Source organism: Microvirga puerhi (assembly GCF_020089865.1).
GTDB lineage: Bacteria > Pseudomonadota > Alphaproteobacteria > Rhizobiales > Beijerinckiaceae > Microvirga > Microvirga puerhi.
On record NZ_JAIRBM010000017.1, the window covers coordinates 63994 to 82623 of the forward strand.

17 protein-coding genes are annotated in these 18630 nt (G+C 57.4%); 11 read left to right on the forward strand and 6 right to left on the reverse strand.

The annotated features are described in order from the left end of the window. Window positions 1-20: 20 nt before the first annotated feature. Together K9B37_RS19025 and K9B37_RS19030 are read right to left on the reverse strand one after the other, a co-directional pair. Complete coding sequence (locus K9B37_RS19025; protein WP_224315107.1) at window positions 21-1274, reverse strand: glycerate kinase type-2 family protein; 1254 nt, start codon at window positions 1272-1274, stop codon at window positions 21-23. 147 nt (window positions 1275-1421) lie between these two features. Then, window positions 1422-2225: a DeoR/GlpR family DNA-binding transcription regulator gene (locus K9B37_RS19030; protein WP_224315108.1), complete on the reverse strand. Its 804-nt coding sequence runs from the start codon at window positions 2223-2225 to the stop codon at window positions 1422-1424. 180 nt (window positions 2226-2405) lie between these two features. On the opposite strand from K9B37_RS19030, the gene K9B37_RS19035 reads away from it, so the two are divergent. The 7 genes from K9B37_RS19035 to K9B37_RS19065 all read left to right on the forward strand — a co-directional run bounded on the left by K9B37_RS19035 (window position 2406) and on the right by K9B37_RS19065 (window position 9756). Next, window positions 2406-3215, forward strand: a complete 810-nt coding sequence (locus K9B37_RS19035; RefSeq protein WP_224315109.1) for an HAD family hydrolase — start codon at window positions 2406-2408, stop codon at window positions 3213-3215. Window positions 3216-3398: 183 nt separating this feature from the next. Next, on the forward strand, window positions 3399-4607 hold the full coding sequence (locus K9B37_RS19040) for an ABC transporter substrate-binding protein (RefSeq protein ID WP_224315110.1): 1209 nt from the start codon (window positions 3399-3401) through the stop codon (window positions 4605-4607). A 132-nt stretch (window positions 4608-4739) separates the two neighbouring features. Further along, window positions 4740-5498, forward strand: a complete 759-nt coding sequence (locus tag K9B37_RS19045; protein ID WP_224315142.1) for an ABC transporter ATP-binding protein — start codon at window positions 4740-4742, stop codon at window positions 5496-5498. Next, window positions 5491-6195, forward strand: a complete 705-nt coding sequence (locus tag K9B37_RS19050) for an ABC transporter ATP-binding protein (protein ID WP_224315111.1) — start codon at window positions 5491-5493, stop codon at window positions 6193-6195. The genes K9B37_RS19045 and K9B37_RS19050 overlap by 8 nt, the downstream gene beginning before the upstream one ends. Window positions 6196-6202: 7 nt before the next feature. Further along, the gene (locus tag K9B37_RS19055; RefSeq protein WP_224315112.1) at window positions 6203-7090 is read left to right on the forward strand and encodes a branched-chain amino acid ABC transporter permease; all 888 of its coding nucleotides are present in this window, start codon (window positions 6203-6205) and stop codon (window positions 7088-7090) included. A 56-nt stretch (window positions 7091-7146) separates the two neighbouring features. Continuing rightward, the gene (locus tag K9B37_RS19060) at window positions 7147-8070 is read left to right on the forward strand and encodes a branched-chain amino acid ABC transporter permease (RefSeq protein ID WP_224315113.1); all 924 of its coding nucleotides are present in this window, start codon (window positions 7147-7149) and stop codon (window positions 8068-8070) included. 69 nt (window positions 8071-8139) lie between these two features. Then, window positions 8140-9756 carry a GMC family oxidoreductase gene (locus K9B37_RS19065; RefSeq protein ID WP_224315143.1) on the forward strand — a complete coding sequence of 539 codons (1617 nt, stop codon included), beginning with the start codon at window positions 8140-8142 and terminating at the stop codon, window positions 9754-9756. Window positions 9757-9770: 14 nt separating this feature from the next. Here the strand turns inward: K9B37_RS19065 and K9B37_RS19070 are convergent, their stop codons facing one another. Both K9B37_RS19070 and K9B37_RS19075 read right to left on the reverse strand, forming a co-directional pair. Then, the gene (locus K9B37_RS19070) at window positions 9771-11189 is read right to left on the reverse strand and encodes a mannose-1-phosphate guanylyltransferase/mannose-6-phosphate isomerase (protein ID WP_224315114.1); all 1419 of its coding nucleotides are present in this window, start codon (window positions 11187-11189) and stop codon (window positions 9771-9773) included. A gap of 253 nt (window positions 11190-11442) precedes the next feature. After that, on the reverse strand, window positions 11443-12270 hold the full coding sequence (locus K9B37_RS19075; protein ID WP_224315115.1) for a LuxR C-terminal-related transcriptional regulator: 828 nt from the start codon (window positions 12268-12270) through the stop codon (window positions 11443-11445). 292 nt (window positions 12271-12562) lie between these two features. Between K9B37_RS19075 and K9B37_RS19080 the strand changes: the two genes are divergently transcribed. Continuing rightward, a complete protein-coding gene (locus K9B37_RS19080; protein ID WP_224315116.1) occupies window positions 12563-12922 on the forward strand; it encodes a DUF6894 family protein in 360 nt (119 codons plus the stop codon). A gap of 399 nt (window positions 12923-13321) precedes the next feature. On the opposite strand, the gene K9B37_RS19085 is transcribed toward K9B37_RS19080, so the two are convergent. Together K9B37_RS19085 and K9B37_RS19090 are read right to left on the reverse strand one after the other, a co-directional pair. Continuing rightward, a complete protein-coding gene (locus tag K9B37_RS19085) occupies window positions 13322-14053 on the reverse strand; it encodes a LuxR C-terminal-related transcriptional regulator (RefSeq protein WP_224315117.1) in 732 nt (243 codons plus the stop codon). Between the two features lie 675 nt (window positions 14054-14728). Continuing rightward, window positions 14729-15463 carry a TerC family protein gene (locus K9B37_RS19090; protein ID WP_224315118.1) on the reverse strand — a complete coding sequence of 245 codons (735 nt, stop codon included), beginning with the start codon at window positions 15461-15463 and terminating at the stop codon, window positions 14729-14731. Window positions 15464-15708: 245 nt separating this feature from the next. Here K9B37_RS19090 and K9B37_RS19095 point away from each other — a divergent pair, with 245 nt between their 5' ends. The 3 genes from K9B37_RS19095 to K9B37_RS19105 are packed head-to-tail and all read left to right on the forward strand — an operon-like array spanning window position 15709 to window position 18622. Beyond that, window positions 15709-16476 (forward strand): FadR/GntR family transcriptional regulator, encoded by a 768-nt coding sequence (locus tag K9B37_RS19095; RefSeq protein WP_439651756.1) that lies wholly within the window; start codon window positions 15709-15711, stop codon window positions 16474-16476. Window positions 16477-16517: 41 nt separating this feature from the next. Continuing rightward, entirely contained in the window at window positions 16518-17525 is a 1008-nt protein-coding gene (locus K9B37_RS19100) for an ABC transporter ATP-binding protein (RefSeq protein WP_224315145.1), read from the forward strand. Beyond that, window positions 17522-18622, forward strand: a complete 1101-nt coding sequence (locus tag K9B37_RS19105) for an ABC transporter ATP-binding protein (RefSeq protein WP_224315119.1) — start codon at window positions 17522-17524, stop codon at window positions 18620-18622. The genes K9B37_RS19100 and K9B37_RS19105 overlap by 4 nt, the downstream gene beginning before the upstream one ends. The last annotated feature ends 8 nt before the right edge of the window (window positions 18623-18630 follow it).

Here is an 18630-nt window from a genome sequence, read left to right on the forward strand (position 1 = left end):
CGAAGCAATAGAGACGCATATCAAGACCGCACGAGAATGCAGCGAAAGTCGTTCACGTTGGTCAGCGTCGGCCCCGTAATGATCAGGCGATCCAGAGCTGAGAAAGCCGTGTATGCGTCATTGCTGGTGAGGTAAGCGTCAAGATCGAGCTCTTTTCGGCGCGCTGCTGCAGCGAGTTCCCCATCGAACCAAGCACCGGCATTGTCTTCAGATCCGTCAATACCATCCGTATCGCAGGCGATCGCCGCAACGCCAGCCACATCCTTCAATGATATCGCCAACGAGAGAAGAAACTCAGCGTTGCGCCCCCCTCGTCCCTTTCCACGCACGGTCACAGTAGTTTCGCCTCCCGAAAGGAGGACACACGGTGTTTTGATCGGCTCACCGTACTGCAGCACGGAGCGCGTGATCCCCGCCATGACGCGGCCGACTTCTCGCGCTTCGCCTTCGATGGCGTCGCCAAGGATGAGTGGAGACAGGCCCAGTTCCCGCGCCCGTTGCGCCGCTGCATCGAGAGCCATCTTTGGTGTCGCGAGCATGTGAACGACGCCACCGGGCACATCTCCCGCAGCGGCATTGGCACGGATCGCGTTGGCGACATGCTCGGGCACATCGATCGCATAGCGACGCAAAATGGACAGCGCCGCATCCGGATCAACGCGTTCGGGAATGGTCGGGCCGGAGCCGATGCTGCCTGGATCGTCGCTCGGTACATCGGAAATGAGATAGGTGACAAGTAGTGCCGGCCTGACGGCCGCCGCAAGACGCCCCCCCTTGATGGCCGAAAGCGCCTTCCGGACTTGATTCATCTCCCCGATAGGGGCGCCCGAGCGCAGAAGGGCACGGTTGATCTCCTGCTTGTCGCCGAGGCTCAGACCCTCCGCCGGCAATGATAGAAGAGCGGATGCACCGCCGGAGATCAGGCAAACGACAAGATCGTCGGGTCCCGCCTCTTTTGCGAGCGACAGAATGCGCCGTGCAGCATCAAGACCGGCTTGGTCGGGAACTGGATGAGCCGCTTCGACGATCTCGATCGATCGCGTTTTCGCGCCATGCCCATAGCGCGTGACGACGAGCCCCTCGCAACTTCCGCCAATCTTACTCCACGCGTCCTCAAAGGCCGCAGCCATGCGCGCCGACGCCTTGCCAGCACCGAGCACGATGGTTCTCCCTTTCGGTCGTGCAGGAAGTCGACCTTCGAATTTTCCATCGGGCAGCGCGGCCTGCAGCGCCGCATCGAACAAGGACCGCAGAATATCGGCGTTGCTTTGCATATGTCACCTCGAGCTCACGGCTACGAAAACCGCGTCAGACAAGAAAGAACGGAGTGCGTATGACACGACGATAGCGGTCCTTCTGCTGCAGTGTTAACGCGCCTTGCGTCATCGTTCATAATCCGCTCCCCAGTCAACGGAAAGACATCAGGGCGTTGACGTAGCCGTCTCGCCCGAAATCCCGGCATGGAAGGTCACACCATTCTCGGACAAACGCTCGGCAAGCGTCCCCTCGGGAACACGGTCGGCAACGATGTCGGAAAGGACCGAGAGCGGACAAACCACCTCGAAATGTCGGCGATGGAATTTCGAGAAATCGATCAGAAGGATGCGCCGTTCCGCCCGTGCAAGCATAGTGCGTTTGACGGCACAGGCCTCCGTCTCCACCTCGGTAGGTCCTTCATCGGTCAGCCCGCTGGCACCAATAAAGGCGATGTCTGCAAAGAACCTCTGGAGAAAGCTGCAGGTCTCGGAGCCGTAGACGCCCTGCTCCCGGGCGATGAACTGCCCAGGGCAAACCATGACCCGGAAGAGATCATTTCGCCTGAAGGCGCCCGCCACGGCAAACCCGTTCGTAATGACGGTCACAGGCACCTCGCGTGCGGCCAGAGCCTGGGCAAAGCGAGCAGTCGTCGATCCGGAATCGATCATGACGACATCGCCCGGCCGCACGAGCGCCACGGCCGCCCAGGCAATCGCATCGCGCTCGGCAACGGCCTCCTCTTCACGATTGGCAAATTCTGGCTGCATGCCGACCTGGCGCCCCGTTGCCCCGCCATAGGTTCGGCTGACGAGGCCCTGTCGCGTGAGCTCCTCGATATCGCGGCGGACCGTTTCGGTCGAAACGCCCAGCTGCTGAGCCAGGGCTGAGGTCCGCACCGTCGGGCTTAAGGCAAGCTCGGCAATGATGAGTCGTTGCCGAGCCGTCTTCTTGCCATCAGGCAACATCATGACGAGCGATCCCTTACCTTGATGCCGTAAGTCAGGCAGATTTTGTGGAATATGCCACAGAATTTGTCTTGATCAACAATGTCCAGCCTCATAGGCTGCGGCCTACTCCTGAGACCTCCCAAGGATTTTCCATATGCGCTCGTTCGGATCCGTCCGCCCCGCCCGTCTCGGAGACGCGGCATGAGGCCTTTGTCCGAGCTCTCTCTCGAGCAAGCCCGATCCGTCCGCGTGGTCCTCTCCGACATCGATGACACGATCACCTCCGAAGGCATGTTGACTGCGGCGGCCTACGGAGCTCTTGAGGCTCTTCACAAGGCAGGCTTCCTGGTCATCCCGGTGACGGGGCGTCCGGCGGGCTGGTGCGATCACATCGTCAGGATGTGGCCGGTCGATGCGATCGTCGGGGAAAACGGCGCCTTCTTCTTCCGCTATGACCGCATCCGAAAGAAGATGCACCATCATTTCTGGGCAAGCCCGGAGGAGCGCCAGCTGAATCGTGCCCGCCTCGACGAGATCGAGAAGGAGGTTCTGGCGACCATTCCTGGAGCCGCTCTTGCCAGCGATCAAGCTTACCGGGTTGCGGACCTTGCCATCGATTTCTGCGAGGATGTTCCTCCCCTGCCCGAGCGAGAGGTAGACAAGATCGTTTCCGTCTTCGAACGCGCCGGAGCTCAGGCGAAGGTCAGCTCCATTCACGTAAATGGCTGGTTCGGTGCCTACGACAAACTGAGCATGGCGAAAACGCTATTGGCAGATGTCTTCAAGATCGACTGGGAAGATGCCAAGAGGAGTGTGATCTATGCTGGGGATTCTCCCAACGACGAGCCGATGTTCGCGGCATTTCCCCTAAGCGTCGGTGTCGCCAATATCAGCGCCTTTGCCCATCGGCTGAAGAGCAAGCCGGCCTTCATTACACCCTCTCATTCGGGAGATGGCTTTGCTGAACTCGCGGCCTTGCTCCTGCGTGCGAAGGGTGCCCCAAGGGTATAAGATTATTTTCAGGAACGCCCATCGTACATTGAAGATATCTGCGACTTAAGGATGAACCTCAGCCACATTGCATGACCGAAAAGTGTCCCTAACCTTCCTTGACCGCTGCCGTGGGTGGTTCCACCATGCACGCACAATCAGATCCGGCGCAGCCGGACAGGACAAGAAGAGGGAAGGAAGTTCATGCGCGTACTCAAGAAAGTCCTATTCGCCTTAAGCTGCACCGTACTGGCGCACTCCGCCCATGCGCAGCAGATCTCGGACAACGTCGTCAAGATCGGTATCCTAAACGATCAATCAGGCGTCTATGCCGATTTCGGCGGCAAGTCCTCGGTTGAGGCTGCACGGATGGCGGTGCAGGATTTCGGCGGCAAGGTGCTGGGCGCTCCAATCGAAATCGTCAATGCCGACCATCAAAACAAGCCCGACGTCGCTTCCAGCATTGCGCGCCAATGGTACGACACCGACAAGGTGGACGCCATCATGGAACTGACGACATCGTCCGTGGCGCTGGCCGTCCAGGGGTTGTCCAAGGAGAAGAAGAAGGTCAACATCGTCACGGGTGCGGCGACAACCGATCTGACCGGCAAGCAATGCTCACCCTACGGCTTCCATTGGGCCTATGATACGCATGCCCTGGCCGTCGGGACGGGCGGTGCGCTGGTGCAGAACGGCGGCAATAAGTGGTTCTTTCTGACGGCAGACTACGCTTTCGGTTATTCCTTGGAAGATGAGACATCGAAGGTCGTGAAAGCCAAGGGCGGCCAAATCCTTGGGTCCGTTCGGCATCCATTGAGCGCCAACGATTTCTCATCGTTCCTCCTCCAGGCCCAGAGTTCCGGCGCCAACGTCATCGGCCTTGCGAATGCGGGCCTCGACACCTCCAACGCGATCAAACAGGCGTCTGAGTTCGGCATCACGCAAGGCGGCACGCGTCTGGCTGCTCTCCTGTTCACCTTGGCTGAGGTACATGGCCTCGGTCTGAAGGCGGCAAACGGCCTGACGCTCACGGAAGGCTGGTACTGGGATCAAAGCGACGAGAACCGCACTTTCGCCAAGCGCTTCATGGAGCGCACCGGCCGGATGCCGAACATGATCCATGTCGGAACCTACTCCGCGGTTCTGCAATACCTGAAAGCCATCCAGAAAGCGGGCACGGATGCGACCGAGCCGGTGGCAAAAGCGCTTCACGAGCTCCCGGTCGAAGACGTTTTCGCCAAGAAAGGCAAGGTCCTGCCCAACGGCCGCATGGTCTACGACATGTATCTCTTCCAGGTGAAGAAGCCGGAAGAGAGCAAGGGCGAGTGGGACATGTATAAGCAGCTTGCCACCGTGCCCGGCGACGAGGCCTTTCTGAAAGTGTCGGAGAGCGGCTGCCAGCTCACGCAGTAAGCTCTCGTGCAGCAAGGAGACGGGCTGGCACCGTCCGCCGTTCTCCGGAACTTTCGATATCGTGGCGTCTCGAAGATCTTCGGGACGCCACGGCAGTTGCATGTTCAGTATCGAGAAATGAATGACCGCATGATGGTCAATGATACGCCTATCCTGACGGCCGAAGGAATCACCATGGAGTTTCGCGGCTTCGTCGCCGTGAACAACGTGAACCTCTCCGTTCGAGAGGGCTCGATTCATGCTCTGATCGGTCCCAACGGCGCAGGGAAGACCACCGTCTTCAACATGCTGACCAAGTTCCTGACACCGACCCGCGGCAGGATCGAATTTCGCGGACAGGACATCACGACGCTGAAGCCGGCCGAGGTTGCTCGCCTCGGCCTCGTTCGTTCCTTTCAGATCTCTGCAGTCTTTCCACATCTGACCGTTCTCGACAATGTTCGCGTAGCTCTGCAGCGACCGTCGCAACTGGCGACGCAGTTCTGGCGCTCATCACGGGTTCTGTCGCATCTGGATGACCGCGCACTGGAACTGATCGACGCGGTCAATCTGTCATCCTATGCCCATCTGCCGGCTGTCGAGCTGCCGTATGGACGCAAGCGGGCACTGGAGATTGCGACGACGCTCGCTCTCGATCCGACCATGCTTCTCCTCGACGAGCCGATGGCCGGCATGGGGCACGAAGATATCGGCCGCATCTCGGACTTGATCCGTCAGATCTCCAAAGGCCGGACCGTGCTGATGGTCGAGCATAACCTACACGTCGTATCGGACCTCTGCGATCGGGTGACGGTTCTGGCGCGAGGCGAGATCCTGGCGGACGGTAGCTATGACGCCGTCAGCGCTGATCCGCGCGTGCGTGAGGCATATATGGGAACGGAGCATGAGTAACGCTCTCCTCGAGGTTCGGGCACTGAATGCCTGGTATGGAGAAAGTCATGTTCTCCACGGGGTCGATCTTGACATTCGTGAAGGCGAGACGGTGACGCTCCTCGGTCGGAACGGAGCGGGAAAGACCACTACTCTTCGCGCAATCATGGGCATTCTGCGTCGCCGCGAAGGAGCGATCCGCCTGCGAGGACGCGATCTGCTTGCGCTCCCTCTTCATCGCGTAGCGCAGACGGGCCTTGGCTACGTGCCGGAGGAGCGCGGGATCTTCGCGAGCCTCAGCGTTGAAGAGAATCTTGCCCTGCCGCCGAAAGTCGCAGACGGCGGCATGAGCATCGAAGAGATCTATCACCTCTTTCCCAATCTTTATGAACGTCGCCACAGTCAGGGGACAAAGCTTTCCGGCGGCGAGCAGCAGATGCTCGCCATCGCTCGTATTCTGCGAACCGGCGCGAGCCTGATCCTTCTCGACGAACCGACCGAAGGACTTGCACCGGTCATCGTGCAACGCATCGGGGACGTCCTGGTCGCGCTGAAGGAGCGCGGCATGACCATCTTGCTCGTCGAGCAGAACTTCCGCTTCGCTCGTAAAGTGGCTGATCGCTTCTATCTCATGGAGGACGGGCGCATGGTGAATTCGTTCCCCGGCAACGAGCTCGATTCGCATATGGATGAGCTCCACAGCGTGCTGGGCGTGTGAGGACGAAATGAGCACGATTTTCGGCATTCCCGCTCCTGCCCTCTATGGCCAGATCCTGATCGGCCTCATCAACGGCTCCTTCTATGCCTTATTGAGCCTGGGACTTGCGGTGATCTTCGGCCTGTTACGGGTGATCAATTTTGCTCACGGCGCCCAGTACATGCTGGGAGCCTTCGCAGCCTATGGTCTTCTCAGCTATGCAGGCATCGACTACTGGCCGTCCCTTGTCCTGGCTCCCTTGATCGTGGGCGCAGTCGCCATGGCGATCGAGCGCACGATGCTCAGCCGCCTTTATGGCCTTGATCCGCTTTACGGTCTCCTCCTGACCTTCGGGCTGGCCCTGATCTTCGAAGGAGCCTTCCGCTACTGGTTCGGCACTTCGGGCAAGCCCTATTCGCCGCCCGCGCAACTCACCGGCGCCGTGAATCTCGGTTTTATGTTCTTGCCGATCTACAGGGGCTGGGTCGTGATCGCCTCGCTCGTGATCTGTCTCGGAACCTGGCTTCTCATCGAGAAGACCCGGCTTGGATCCTATCTGCGGGCCGCAACGGAGAACGCCACTCTGGTACAGGCCTTCGGTGTGAACGTGCCGAGGCTCCTCACCCTCACATATGGTCTCGGAGCAGCCCTTGCGGCGCTGGCTGGCGTGCTGGCTGCACCGATCTACCAGGTCAGTCCGCTGATGGGATCGAACCTCATCATCATCGTCTTTGCAGTCGTGGTCGTCGGCGGCATGGGATCCATTCTGGGCGCTATCATCACGGGTTACGTCCTCGGCGTCCTGGAAGGGCTAACCAAGGTCTTCTATGCGGAGGCTTCGAGCATCGTGATCTTCGTCGTGATGGCCATCGTCTTGCTCGTCAGACCGGCGGGCCTCTTCGGACGGGAGGCGTGATGTCTGTGAAAGTGGGATCACCGGCTTTAGATAGACAGGACGGCGTTGGAATTCCGATGAAGGCGTTCGCCGCCCTTGCGCTGGTGGGGCTTCTAGCCGCGCCCTTCGTCTTCTATCCTGTTCTCTTGATGAGCATGCTGTGCTTCGCGCTCTTCGCATGCGCCTTCAATCTCCTCATCGGCTATGTGGGCCTCCTTTCCTTTGGACATGCGACCTTCTTCGGCGGCGCCGCATACTTTACGGCTCATGCGGTCAAGGTCTGGGGCTGGGATCCGCTCGCGGGACTTCTTCTCGGGGTTCTGGGGGCGGCCGCACTCGGTCTGCTGGTCGGTTTTCTCGCTATTCGCCGTCAGGGCATTTACTTCGCGATGATCACGCTCGCGCTGGGGCAGATGTTTGCCTTCATCTGCCTTCAGGTGCCTTTCACGCATGGCGAAGACGGTATCCAGGGTGTCCCGCGCGGGCATCTTCTCGGGCTGATCGATCTGAACGATCCGATCGCCATGTACTACGTGACCCTGGCCGTGTTCCTGTTCGGTTTCTTCGCAGTCTGGCGCATCGTCAATTCTCCCTTTGGAAACATTCTCAAGGCCATCCGCGAGAATGAGCGGCGTGCCATTTCTCTCGGCTACCGTGTCGATCGATACAAGCTCGGTGCCTTTGTCATGTCAGCTGCGCTGGCAGGGCTCGCCGGCGGAACGAAAGCCATCGTCTTCCAATTCGCGACGCTTACGGACGTGCAATGGCAGATGTCCGGCGAAGTCATCCTGATGACGTTGCTCGGAGGGATCGGCACCCTGATCGGCCCCGTCGTGGGTGCGGCTTTCGTCATCGCCCTTCAAAACTATCTTGCATCATCGGATTTCCCCGTGACCGTGCTGATCGGCATCATCTTCGTCGTCTGCGTGCTGCTCTTCAGACGTGGAATCGCCGGTGAGGTGATGGAACTCTTGAAGCGCAGGCAAAGTAAGCAGGTTTGATGTTCACCTGCCTTCAACATCGAAAGGATTGGTTGGAAACAGCGAGGCTGCACGGTGTCGAGCATTGATATGTATGACTATATCATCGTCGGTGGCGGATCGGCTGGCTGTGTCCTCGCCAATAGGCTTTCCGCCGATCCTCGCAACTCCGTATGCCTGTTGGAAGCTGGCGGTAGGGACAATTGGATCTGGTTCCACATCCCCGTCGGCTATCTCTTCGCGATCGGAAATCCACGATCCGACTGGATGTTCAAGACCGAGGCCGAAGCCGGCCTCAATGGCCGTGTCCTGAGCTATCCTCGTGGCAAGGTTCTCGGAGGCTGCTCCGCCATCAATGCCATGATCTACATGCGCGGCCAGCGCGAAGATTATGACAACTGGAGGCAGATGGGCTTGCATGGCTGGAGCTGGGAGGACGTGAAGCCGATCTTCCGGCGGCACGAGGATCACTATCTTGGCGACAGCGACCATCATGGAACGGGTGGCGAATGGCGCATCGAGGCTCCACGCGTCCGGTGGGACATACTCGATGCCTTTGTCGAGGCCGCTGTCGAAGCTGGCATTCCTCGGACGGCCGACTTCAACACCGGTGACAATGAGGGCATTGCCTACTTCCAGGTGAATCAGCGGAACGGCCGCCGCTGGTCGGCTGCTCGCGGCTTCCTGAAGCCCGCCCTCTCGCGCCCAAACCTGAAGGTCGAGACCTTTGCTTCGGCCACATGCATCATCTTCGAGGGCCGCCGTGCCATCGGTATGGAGTTCGTCCAAAACGGCGTGAAGCGGCAGATTCGGGCACGCCGAGAGGTCGTCATGTCCGCAGGCGCAGTTGCAACCCCGAGATTACTGCAGCTGTCCGGCATCGGCAATGCAGATTTCCTCCAGAAGCACGGGATCAATGTCGTGCACCATCTGCCCGGGGTTGGCGAAAACCTGCAGGATCATCTACAGCTGCGGCCTATCTATAAGGTCCATGGCGTCCGCACGCTCAATGAGGATTACCGGTCACTGCTCAAGAAGGGCCACATGGCACTCGAATATGCTCTGTTCCGGCGCGGTCCCTTGACCATGGCTCCGTCGCAGCTCGGAGCTTTCACCCGCTCCTCGCCGCATTATGCGACACCCAACCTGCAATTCCACATTCAACCCCTGTCTCTCGACAAGTTCGGCGAAGAGCCTCATCCGTTTCCGGCCTTCACGGCAAGCGTCTGCAATCTCCGACCCACAAGCAGAGGCAGCATCCGACTGCGCGGCCCCGATCCATCCGAGGCGCCCGTCATCAAGCTGAATTCCTTGACGACGCAGGAGGATCAGGAGGTCGCGGTCGATGCTCTGCGTCTCGTTCGTCGCATCGTCTCCATGCCGGCGCTTCAGGAATATCGTCCTGAAGAGTACAAGCCGGGTCCGGAGCTCGAAACCGACGCGGAACTGCTGCACGGAGCTCGCGAGACTGGAACGACGATCTTCCATCCTGTCGGAACCGCCAAGATGGGGATCGAGAGCGATCCGATGGCGGTGACGGACGAACGTCTTCGCGTGCGGGGAGTTTCAGGTCTTCGTGTGATCGATGCATCCATCATGCCGATGATCACGAGTGGCAACACGAACTCGCCGACCTTGATGATTGCGGAAAAGGGCGCCGCAATGATTCTGGAAGATAATTTGAAAAACACATCGGCTGCGGCATAAATATCTTTTGCACCCTAAAGACGCGCATAGTCATCTTCGAGCCGCACGATGTCGTCCTCGCTGAGATGGGCTCCCGATTGCACCTCGATCAGGTCGAGAAAGCTGCTACCCGAATTTTCCAGCCTATGGATGCATCCACATGGGATATCGATCGATTCGTTCTCGCGCAACAAGAGGCGCTCTCGGTCACGCGTGACCAGAGCCTGCCCTCTTACGACAACCCAATGTTCGGACCGGTGATAATGCTTCTGCAGTGACAATCTTGCGCCGGGATTGACCCGAATATGCTTGACCAGGAATCCCTCTCCGCCATGGAGACATCGATAGCTACCCCAAGGACGATATGCTTCCGCGGTTTGGATCGCCGCCCCCAGTCCCTGCCCTTTCATGTCGTCGACGAGCTTTCTCACATCCTGGGCATGATCTCTTTCAGCCACGAGGATCGCATCGGAAGTGGCAACGACAATCAGGTTCCTGATCCCCATCGTCGCAATCAACGGCCCCTCGGAGCGGATATAACTACCCTCCGTATCCTGCAAAAATACCTGTCCTGACACGACATTGGCCCTGCCGTCTTTATGCTCCCTCCCCCAGATTGCCGACCAGCTGCCGATATCGTGCCAGGAGAACGGAGAGAGGACCGCAGCCATGTTGTGTGTCCTTTCCAGAACGGCGTGATCGAGCGAGATATCCGTCGCCCTGGAAAAGGCCTCGCTTTCCAAGCGCAGGAAATCGAGGTCGGCGCTGGCCGCACGAACCGAGTGTTCGCAGGCATTGAGTAAGGCCGGCTCCCATGTCGCGAGTTCGTTGAGTAGTCTTTGCGCCGACAGAAGAAAGATTCCGCTGTTCCACGCATAGGCGCCGCTTCTGAAAAACTGCTCGGCTGTCGCGAGATCGGGCTTTTCCCTAAAGCCCCGGACCTCGCAAACATCATCCGGCTCCAGGCATTGCCCGAGGTGGATATAGCCGAATCCTGTTTCGGGAGCGGACGGCCGGATGGCGAAGAGGACGAAGAGCCCTTTGCGCGCCCACTCGATACCTTTCGCTATCGCAGCTCTGAACGCGTCGATGTTCTCGATGGCATGATCCGTAGGTGTGATCAGCAGGATCGCTTCAGGCTGTTGTCGGATGGCAACAAGCGCCGCCGCCGCGGAGGCAGGGGCCGTGTTGCGGCTTGCTGGCTCCAGAACGATCCGTGCATCGGAAATCCCGATCTCTCGCAATTGCTCCGCAATGGTAAAGCGATGCTGCGCATTGGCAACGACGATCGGCGCCTCGAAGACGGAACGATCGCTCACCCTCTCAGCCGCTTGCTGCAGGAGAGTCTCCCGCCCGGTGAGGCGCAGCAATTGCTTGGGATAGTTCTGACGCGACAAAGGCCAAAGTCGACTTCCGGTGCCTCCGGACAGAAGGACGGGAATGATTTTGCCCATCTTGGATGAAGCTGCCGGCGAGAACCGGCATCCCTGCAGAAGATAATCTCAATCTACCGCAGGGAACGAAGAGCGATACTGTTGCAATAGAGAGGGCTGCCTTGCTAGACAGCGAACCTTCGCCGCGCGGGAAATGGCGGAGTCGAAGGGGTTCGGGCGGTCGCGAAGGAACACACCGGTCATCCTCGAAACGGGAGGTCGATCCTCCAGCATCGCAAGACCACTTTCCTCGCGATGCTCAAGCGAACAAGGCTCAATGACTATTTTCTATCCCATCGACATGGTCATGCGAGCGCAAATGACTGGCCGCCCATATGGCCGCTTGAGTCCTGTTTTTGGCTCGGATCTTGCGAAGAATTGCCTTCACATGGACCTTCACAGTTGCTTCTGTGATGTCAAACTTCCGCGCGATGATCTTGTTGGAGTCGCCCTGCATCAGGCAGCGAAGGATGACTGTCTCTCTTAGCGAGAGCCCACGCTTACCCAGCTTGCTTCCGGCCTCCATCAGCGCCTCATCGGGGTCCTCCTGAACCTCCTCGGTCTCTGCAGATGGTGCATGCACAAGGCTGAGAATGGCGGCAGGATAGACCGCCTCCCCCAACATCACCAAATCCAACGACTTGACCAGGACTTCACAGGAAACGGACTTGACCAGATAGGCGTCAACGCCTGACTGGAATGCCGAGAGAACCTCCCTGAGATCATAGTGATCCACTAGGACCACAACCTTTGCCGCGTTCCGCTCCGCCTTGAATTGTTTGATCTGCCGAAAAACGTTCTCGTGATCGCTGCCTGCACTGACGATCAGCATGACGGCCTGATCTAGCTGTCGGGACCGAGCTTCCTCGAAGCTTGAGCAGGATTGAAGGACCTGGAAGCGCGTATCCGTCAGAATACGTTTCAAGCCCTCTCTCAGCAGAGTATTGGGCTCGATAAGCAACATCGGGACGAGATCGGTATCCGCCCTAAGCGTGCGGTCCAAATCGCCATGTGCCTGAGGGTCCGAGCTCTTCGAGAAAGTCTCGTTTGGCACTAAGCTATCCAAGTTGGATAGGCTATCGAAACTATAGTTCTTCCTCATAGTCTGCTTCTCTGGCCAAGCCCCCGGACAGTTCAGCATGATACTTATTTATATTTCCCTTACGCGAAACCTAACCCAACTCTTCCCGACACACAAATGGGTTGTCGCAGGCAACGGGCCTTGAAACTGCAGATTGGTCATTTTTGCAAAGAGCGCCTTAAGCAATTATTTCCTGAAACCATCCTTACCCTGCAATCCTGCAAACCTGATCGAGGTTTTCAGGGAGTGGTTTCAGCCAATTTTGGGGGGTGAGGGTCATTGATTCGCATGCCGCGATACTCTTGCGAGTAAGATGAAGCACTTCATTGAAGTGGAAACTAGACATCAGCGACAAGCAGCTTTAGACCAATTCATACCGTCGGCCGGAATCGCTTGGGTTCAAAATAAGATCATAGAAACGCAAATGGAGCCGATATCCGTCATCATGCGGTGCTACTTTAATCTCGTCGACGGGCACGCAAGAATTCTCGATCACGACGGCATCGAGGTCTTGGATTTGGACCAAGCTCGAGTCCAGGCATTAAAAGCAATCGAAGAGCTGCTCGAAGAAGACGGTGAAATGGCAGACGATTGGCGCAACTGGACTCTCGAAGTAACGAACGAGAGCGGAACAATTCTATTCTCGATTCCTCTCAATGGCATTCTTCATTGATTGGCTACCTTTGCTCGCCCGTTGCGCGGCTCTCACATCTATGAGCTTCTGAAGCATCGTTCTAACATGGCCTTTGACGCGATCTTTTTCGATCGTCGTACTAAGGAACTCGCTTTTATCTTGCTTGGAGACCATGGGCTTAGCCTCACGAAGAGTAGCCAGATCGGTCGCACTGAAACAACATCTCAAAAACTTTGAGCGCCGAACGCGCACAAAATTTCCAAAGTGTCTGTTCTGTTTAGCTGGATAAGGCATTGCCCCATGCATCGCTTCAAAGCTTCGGGGATGCCTATACATTCTCTATAAGAAACCGAGCGAGGTTCCGGCAGTCATTCTCGCTCGGGCACTCGTATATCGCCAGATATTGCAACACACTTTCAATTCTGGCTTGGAACAAACCTAAGACGACAGAGACGAGTGGTCCTCATGTGCACCGTTCGCAAAATGCGTTACGGCCCACATTGCCGCCTGCGTGCGGTTCGTCACCCGGATTTTACGAAGAATAGCTTTCACGTGAACCTTTACGGTTGCTTCGGCCACTTCGAGCTTCCGAGCAATTGTCTTGTTAGGAGCACCTTCCATCAGGCAATGAAGGATCTCCGCCTCTCTGGCCGAAAGCATCCTGGTCGGCAAACTCGTTGCTACCACCTGCATTCTCTGAACATCGACCGAGCCGTAGAACCGGGGTGCCGTCGTAGGCTCTTTGTGTTCCGAGAGGGCAGAGATGACCATCGAGGCAGGGAAAACCTTCTCTCCGAGCATGACGAGGTCGAGGTATCGGATCAGTGTTTCGCACCCGATTGTCGCCAGACAATAACCTTCGGCGCCCGCATCCATCGCTGCGACCATCCGATTCAGGTCGAAGCTATCGGCAAGCACAACGACGCGGGATGCATGCGTCTGCGATTTTAAGTCTCGAACGATCGCCGGCGTGCGATCTTGGTAGAGGTTCTCGTCGAGGACAAAGAGAACATCAGCCTCCTTCGTCTGAGAGAGAAAATCCTTGCCATCGACTGTACTGTCAGGGTGCACACGATAGTGCGTACTCGATAGAATGTGTCGGATACCTTCGCGCAACATGGCATTCCGGCAGAGAAGGAACGTTGTTACGGGCGAGAGATTCTGCGACATACCTGGTCATCCTTCAGCAGTTTTCTCCTAAATTATACAATTCATAACTTGTTAATCATTAAGGCAAAGGAGGTAATTTTACCGCTTAGGGGGTAATTTGAATATCGTCCTTCAATTCATCTACAGAACTATAAAATTCCTTTTGGAAGAATATTAGCTGGCCCAGCAGACGATTTTTACCCACATTGGATAGCCACGCTTTGAAAATCCGGCATATTAGGCACATTTTCTCAAAGAGAATATAAGTCTACCGTGCGCCAGTACGTCTGACCTTATTAAAAAACTATCGAATCTATTGCGCCGACTGATCTCATTTCGCCGCCGTGACGCCGTGCGAGTATCGACAGCTCGATACCAAAGATTCCATTTCTTTGTATTGCTAGCTATTCCGGTTTTCAGCCTCAGCCTGCCTTCCATAGTTGAAGCATCAGCAACACGCATCGGTCGCCCTTGTGAAGGTGGCATTCAGTCCGTCCAATGGCGAAAGCACGTTTATCTATATCGTTATCTCTCTGCCTGAAACGGATGAAGCTTCTGCCGCGATCGTTTTTGCTTCCCTAAAATACGATGCGACCGCGATCGGATCAGACACAGCGATTAGAAGGCCAGATAGCGGACAAGAACTTGAAGGCCTGATTACGCGGATCAATGTCTGCACCCGCATTCGGAACGAGTTCATCGCTTTTTCTTGGCGCGCCGCGACAGCATGTTCAACGCCTCCACAAGGGCTGAGAAGGCCATGGCGGTGTAGATGTAACCTTTTGGAACGTGCGCTCCGAAACCCTCTGCAATCAATGCCATACCAATCATTAGAAGGAACCCAAGAGCCAGCATGACTACCGTCGGATTGGCCTGGATGAACCGTGCCAGAGGATCGGCAGCGAGAAGCATGACGGAAACGGCGACAATGACGGCAATCACCATCACCGGAATATGATCGGTCATGCCAACCGCGGTGATGATGCTGTCGATTGAGAAGACGAGGTCGAGAACCAGAATCTGCCCGACGGCCGAGGCAAAGCCCAAACTCGCCTTGCTACCCTCGAACATATCAGGGCCGTGATCGGGATCGACATTGTGATGAATTTCCTTCGTGGCTTTCCATACGAGAAACAAGCCGCCTGCGACGAGGATCAGGTCCCGCCAAGAGAAACTGTGCCCCAGGGCTGTGAAGAGCGGGTTCGTCAGCCGCGCGATGATCGCCACCGTTCCGAGAAGCCCGAGACGCAAGATGAGGGCCAGACCTATTCCAATTCTGCGCGCTTTCGTCTGCTGGTGCGCAGGCAACTTATTGGTCAGGATGGAAATGAAGATCAGATTGTCGATCCCGAGCACCACCTCCATCACCACGAGGGTAGCAAGGGCAGCCCAGACAGTCGGATCCGAGAACAGAGTAAGAATTTCACTCATCAATTGCACTCAGCGATCAAGCCTCCGTTATCTTGGCGTGATGAGTGATACGCAAGAGGGAACATTTCGTCCCTTTGTGCCCGGCCGCCGGAATCCGCTGCGAACCAAAATGAACCCTTACGAAACCAATTGCAAAATGGTTCGTAGATGCGCTAGCTTTCTTTCAATTGGAATCCTATCCAAGCAAGAAAGCACCAGAAGAGTGCGCACCAATATAACAATTGGTTCCAGGGAACAGTGATATCGTGATTGAGCCGCTCGCGGAGAGTTCTGATTTTGCCCTTCGGCAGTTGCGCCGATTGCTCGACGCCCTTGCAGAGAGCACAGAAACGCAACTTCCTCCTGAACGGTCGCTGTCCCAACAAATGGGCGTCGGGCGCCGGGCCTTGAGGCGCGCACTCGAGGTCCTTGAAGCGGAAGGCAGAATCTGGCGGCAGCAGGGCAAGGGAACGTTCATCGGCTCGCGTCCCCCGCATGCCGAACTTGACCTGGATGCTTTTGCAAGCGGCACAAACCCTCTTGAGATTATGGAAGCTCGCCTCGAGATCGAGCCAGCGCTCGCTCGGATGGCCGCCCTGAGAGCTTCGAACGGGGACATCGAACGCCTGCACCATCTCGCTCAAAAGACGGCCTCGAGTGCCGACGGCGACATGGATAGCAGGGAGTTATGGGATGGAGCTTTCCATCGGGCCATCGCAGAAGCGGCCGGAAATAGCCTACTCTTCGTGTTCTTCGATATTATGAACCGGATCCGGCAAGATTCTGCTTGGCGGAAACTTCGCGAGCAGGCGCGCTCGCGGCCAGGTCAGCGAAACTACGTAAATCAGCATAGCCGCGTCGTCGCGGCCATCGCCGCAAGAGATGCCGAAACGGCAGAATACGCAATGCGAGAACACCTTGAGACCGTCCGAGAGAGCCTCCTTCGCTACATGACGCGCTCGTCAACGGCCCACCAGGATAACGAGCCTCTTGATGGTGCACCATCAGACGATCAAGGAAGGCCCGCGGCATGACCGATAGCGTAGCGACCGCAACTGCAGCCGACGTGATAGACATGGCAGCTCAGCGGCAATCCCCTCTGCTCCAGGTCGAAAACCTGTCGATCCGTTTCGACGGTGCTCCACTCGGCATCAATGTCGTTGATAACGTATCCTTCTCGGTGGCTAAGGGAAAAACACTCTGCATCGTTGGGGAATCGGGCTGCGGAAAGAGCGTGACGGCACTGTCCCTCATGGGACTGCTCCCAACCCCACCGGCGCGGATTGTAGGGGGGACGGCGAATTTCGGCGGCCGGGACCTTTTCAGCTTATCGGAGAGGGAGCGGGCCGACATGCGCGGCAACCAAACCGCGATGATCTTCCAGGAGCCGATGACATCTCTCAATCCTGCCTTCACGGTGGGAGACCAGATCATAGAGGGGATCCTCCGTCACAGAAGGATTTCAAAGGCCGAAGCGAAAGAGCGCGCTCTCGAAATGCTCCGCCGGGTCCGTATTCCGGCGCCTGAAAAACGGATGCGTGCCTACCCGCACGAGATGTCGGGCGGCATGCGGCAACGCATCATGATTGCGATGGCCCTCGCGAATGAGCCGCAACTCCTCATTGCCGATGAGCCGACAACTGCGCTTGACGTCACAATTCAGGCACAGATCATCTCTCTCATTCGGCGCCTTCAGGATGAAAGCGGCATGGCGATGATCCTGATCACCCATGACCTTGGCGTCGTCGCCGAAGTCGCCGACGAGGTTGTGGTGATGTATGCGGGCCGCATCGTCGAGGCCGGATCTGTCGATGCAATTTTCGAAGATCCGCAACATCCCTACACCATCGGCCTTATGGGATCGGTGCCGTCCCTTGGTCGTCGCCAGGGACGCCTTGCAACTATCCGAGGCACTGTTCCATCCGCCGAGATGATGCCCAAAGGCTGCCGCTTCATGCCCCGCTGCCCCTTCGCCGACGAGCGCTGTGTGAATGATGCCCCTCCCCTTGCGGAGCTGGAACCGGGTCACTGGGCTCGCTGCTGGTACGCCCCGCTCGAACTTCACCGGGGAGGCATCGTATGACTGCCGTGGCTCCTGATCCGATCCTCGAAGGGATCGATCTCGTAAAGCGCTTCGGTGGAGGCGGGCTTCTGGCTTCACCCACCATTGTTCATGCCGTGGACAGCGTATCTCTGTCGATCCGACGTGGAGAAACCTTCGCCATCGTTGGTGAGTCCGGTTGCGGAAAATCGACCCTGGGGCGCCTGCTCCTGCGCCTTATCGAGCCAACAGCCGGAGACATTCGATATGAGGGGCGTTCGATCCTTTCGCTCGATCCGAAAGAAATGCGTCAGCTTCGCCGGGAACTGCAGATCATTTTCCAAGATCCGTTTGCGTCTCTCAATCCACGAATGACCGTTGGTGACATCATCGGAGAACCGATCTGGCTCCATGGCCTTGCCAAAGGATCGGAGCGACGCGAGCGGATCGCCGAGTTGCTGCGAACCGTTGGACTGCTCCCCGCTCATGTCGATCGCTATCCGCACGAGTTCTCCGGTGGTCAGCGCCAACGCATTGGCGTCGCTCGCGCCCTGGCCGGCGAACCGAAGCTCATCATCGGAGATGAACCAGTATCCGCGCTCGATGTCTCGATCCAGGCTCAGATCATCAATCTCCTTGAGGATTTGAAGGAGCGTTTCGGCTTGACGCTCGTGATTATCGCCCATGATCTCGCCGTCATTCGGCACATGAGCGACAGAGTTGCGGTCATGTATCTCGGCGAAATCGTCGAGTTCAGCACGACCGATGAGCTCTTTGACAATCCTCTTCACCCCTACACGCAGGCTCTTCTCACGGCCATTCCGGTTCCAAGCCCTGTAAATCGGAGCCCCAAGCCTCTGCTTCAGGGTGACGTTCCGAGTCCGACAGCTCCTCCGTCGGGCTGTCGCTTCCATACGCGCTGCCCCCATGCGCGCCCGATCTGCAAAGAACAGCATCCGAGCCTTGAAACAGCCGGCGATGGGCGAAAGGTCGCCTGTCACTTCTGGCGCGAGATTCAAAATGCAGGAGCAAGCGCCCTATCAGCATCGCCCCAGAGCGCAGCACTCGCCAAGCGCATGGCGCTCTATACGTCTTGGCGTGAACGGCAGGATCAAGTCACCAATCCGAGCCGCAAATAACCAGAGGA

Excerpts from the sequence above, each read along its gene's own strand:
- K9B37_RS19025 (WP_224315107.1), bottom strand. The coding sequence starts at position 1,274 with ATGCAAAGCAACGCCGATATTCTGCGGTCCTTGTTCGATGCGGCGCTG.
- K9B37_RS19030 (WP_224315108.1), bottom strand. The coding sequence starts at position 2,225 with ATGATGTTGCCTGATGGCAAGAAGACGGCTCGGCAACGACTCATCATT.
- K9B37_RS19035 (WP_224315109.1), top strand. The coding sequence starts at position 2,406 with ATGAGGCCTTTGTCCGAGCTCTCTCTCGAGCAAGCCCGATCCGTCCGC.
- K9B37_RS19040 (WP_224315110.1), top strand. The coding sequence starts at position 3,399 with ATGCGCGTACTCAAGAAAGTCCTATTCGCCTTAAGCTGCACCGTACTG.
- K9B37_RS19045 (WP_224315142.1), top strand. The coding sequence starts at position 4,740 with ATGGTCAATGATACGCCTATCCTGACGGCCGAAGGAATCACCATGGAG.
- K9B37_RS19050 (WP_224315111.1), top strand. The coding sequence starts at position 5,491 with ATGAGTAACGCTCTCCTCGAGGTTCGGGCACTGAATGCCTGGTATGGA.
- K9B37_RS19055 (WP_224315112.1), top strand. The coding sequence starts at position 6,203 with ATGAGCACGATTTTCGGCATTCCCGCTCCTGCCCTCTATGGCCAGATC.
- K9B37_RS19060 (WP_224315113.1), top strand. The coding sequence starts at position 7,147 with ATGAAGGCGTTCGCCGCCCTTGCGCTGGTGGGGCTTCTAGCCGCGCCC.
- K9B37_RS19065 (WP_224315143.1), top strand. The coding sequence starts at position 8,140 with ATGTATGACTATATCATCGTCGGTGGCGGATCGGCTGGCTGTGTCCTC.
- K9B37_RS19070 (WP_224315114.1), bottom strand. The coding sequence starts at position 11,189 with ATGGGCAAAATCATTCCCGTCCTTCTGTCCGGAGGCACCGGAAGTCGA.
- K9B37_RS19075 (WP_224315115.1), bottom strand. The coding sequence starts at position 12,270 with ATGAGGAAGAACTATAGTTTCGATAGCCTATCCAACTTGGATAGCTTA.
- K9B37_RS19080 (WP_224315116.1), top strand. The coding sequence starts at position 12,563 with ATGAAGCACTTCATTGAAGTGGAAACTAGACATCAGCGACAAGCAGCT.
- K9B37_RS19085 (WP_224315117.1), bottom strand. The coding sequence starts at position 14,053 with ATGTCGCAGAATCTCTCGCCCGTAACAACGTTCCTTCTCTGCCGGAAT.
- K9B37_RS19090 (WP_224315118.1), bottom strand. The coding sequence starts at position 15,463 with ATGAGTGAAATTCTTACTCTGTTCTCGGATCCGACTGTCTGGGCTGCC.
- K9B37_RS19100 (WP_224315145.1), top strand. The coding sequence starts at position 16,518 with ATGGCAGCTCAGCGGCAATCCCCTCTGCTCCAGGTCGAAAACCTGTCG.
- K9B37_RS19105 (WP_224315119.1), top strand. The coding sequence starts at position 17,522 with ATGACTGCCGTGGCTCCTGATCCGATCCTCGAAGGGATCGATCTCGTA.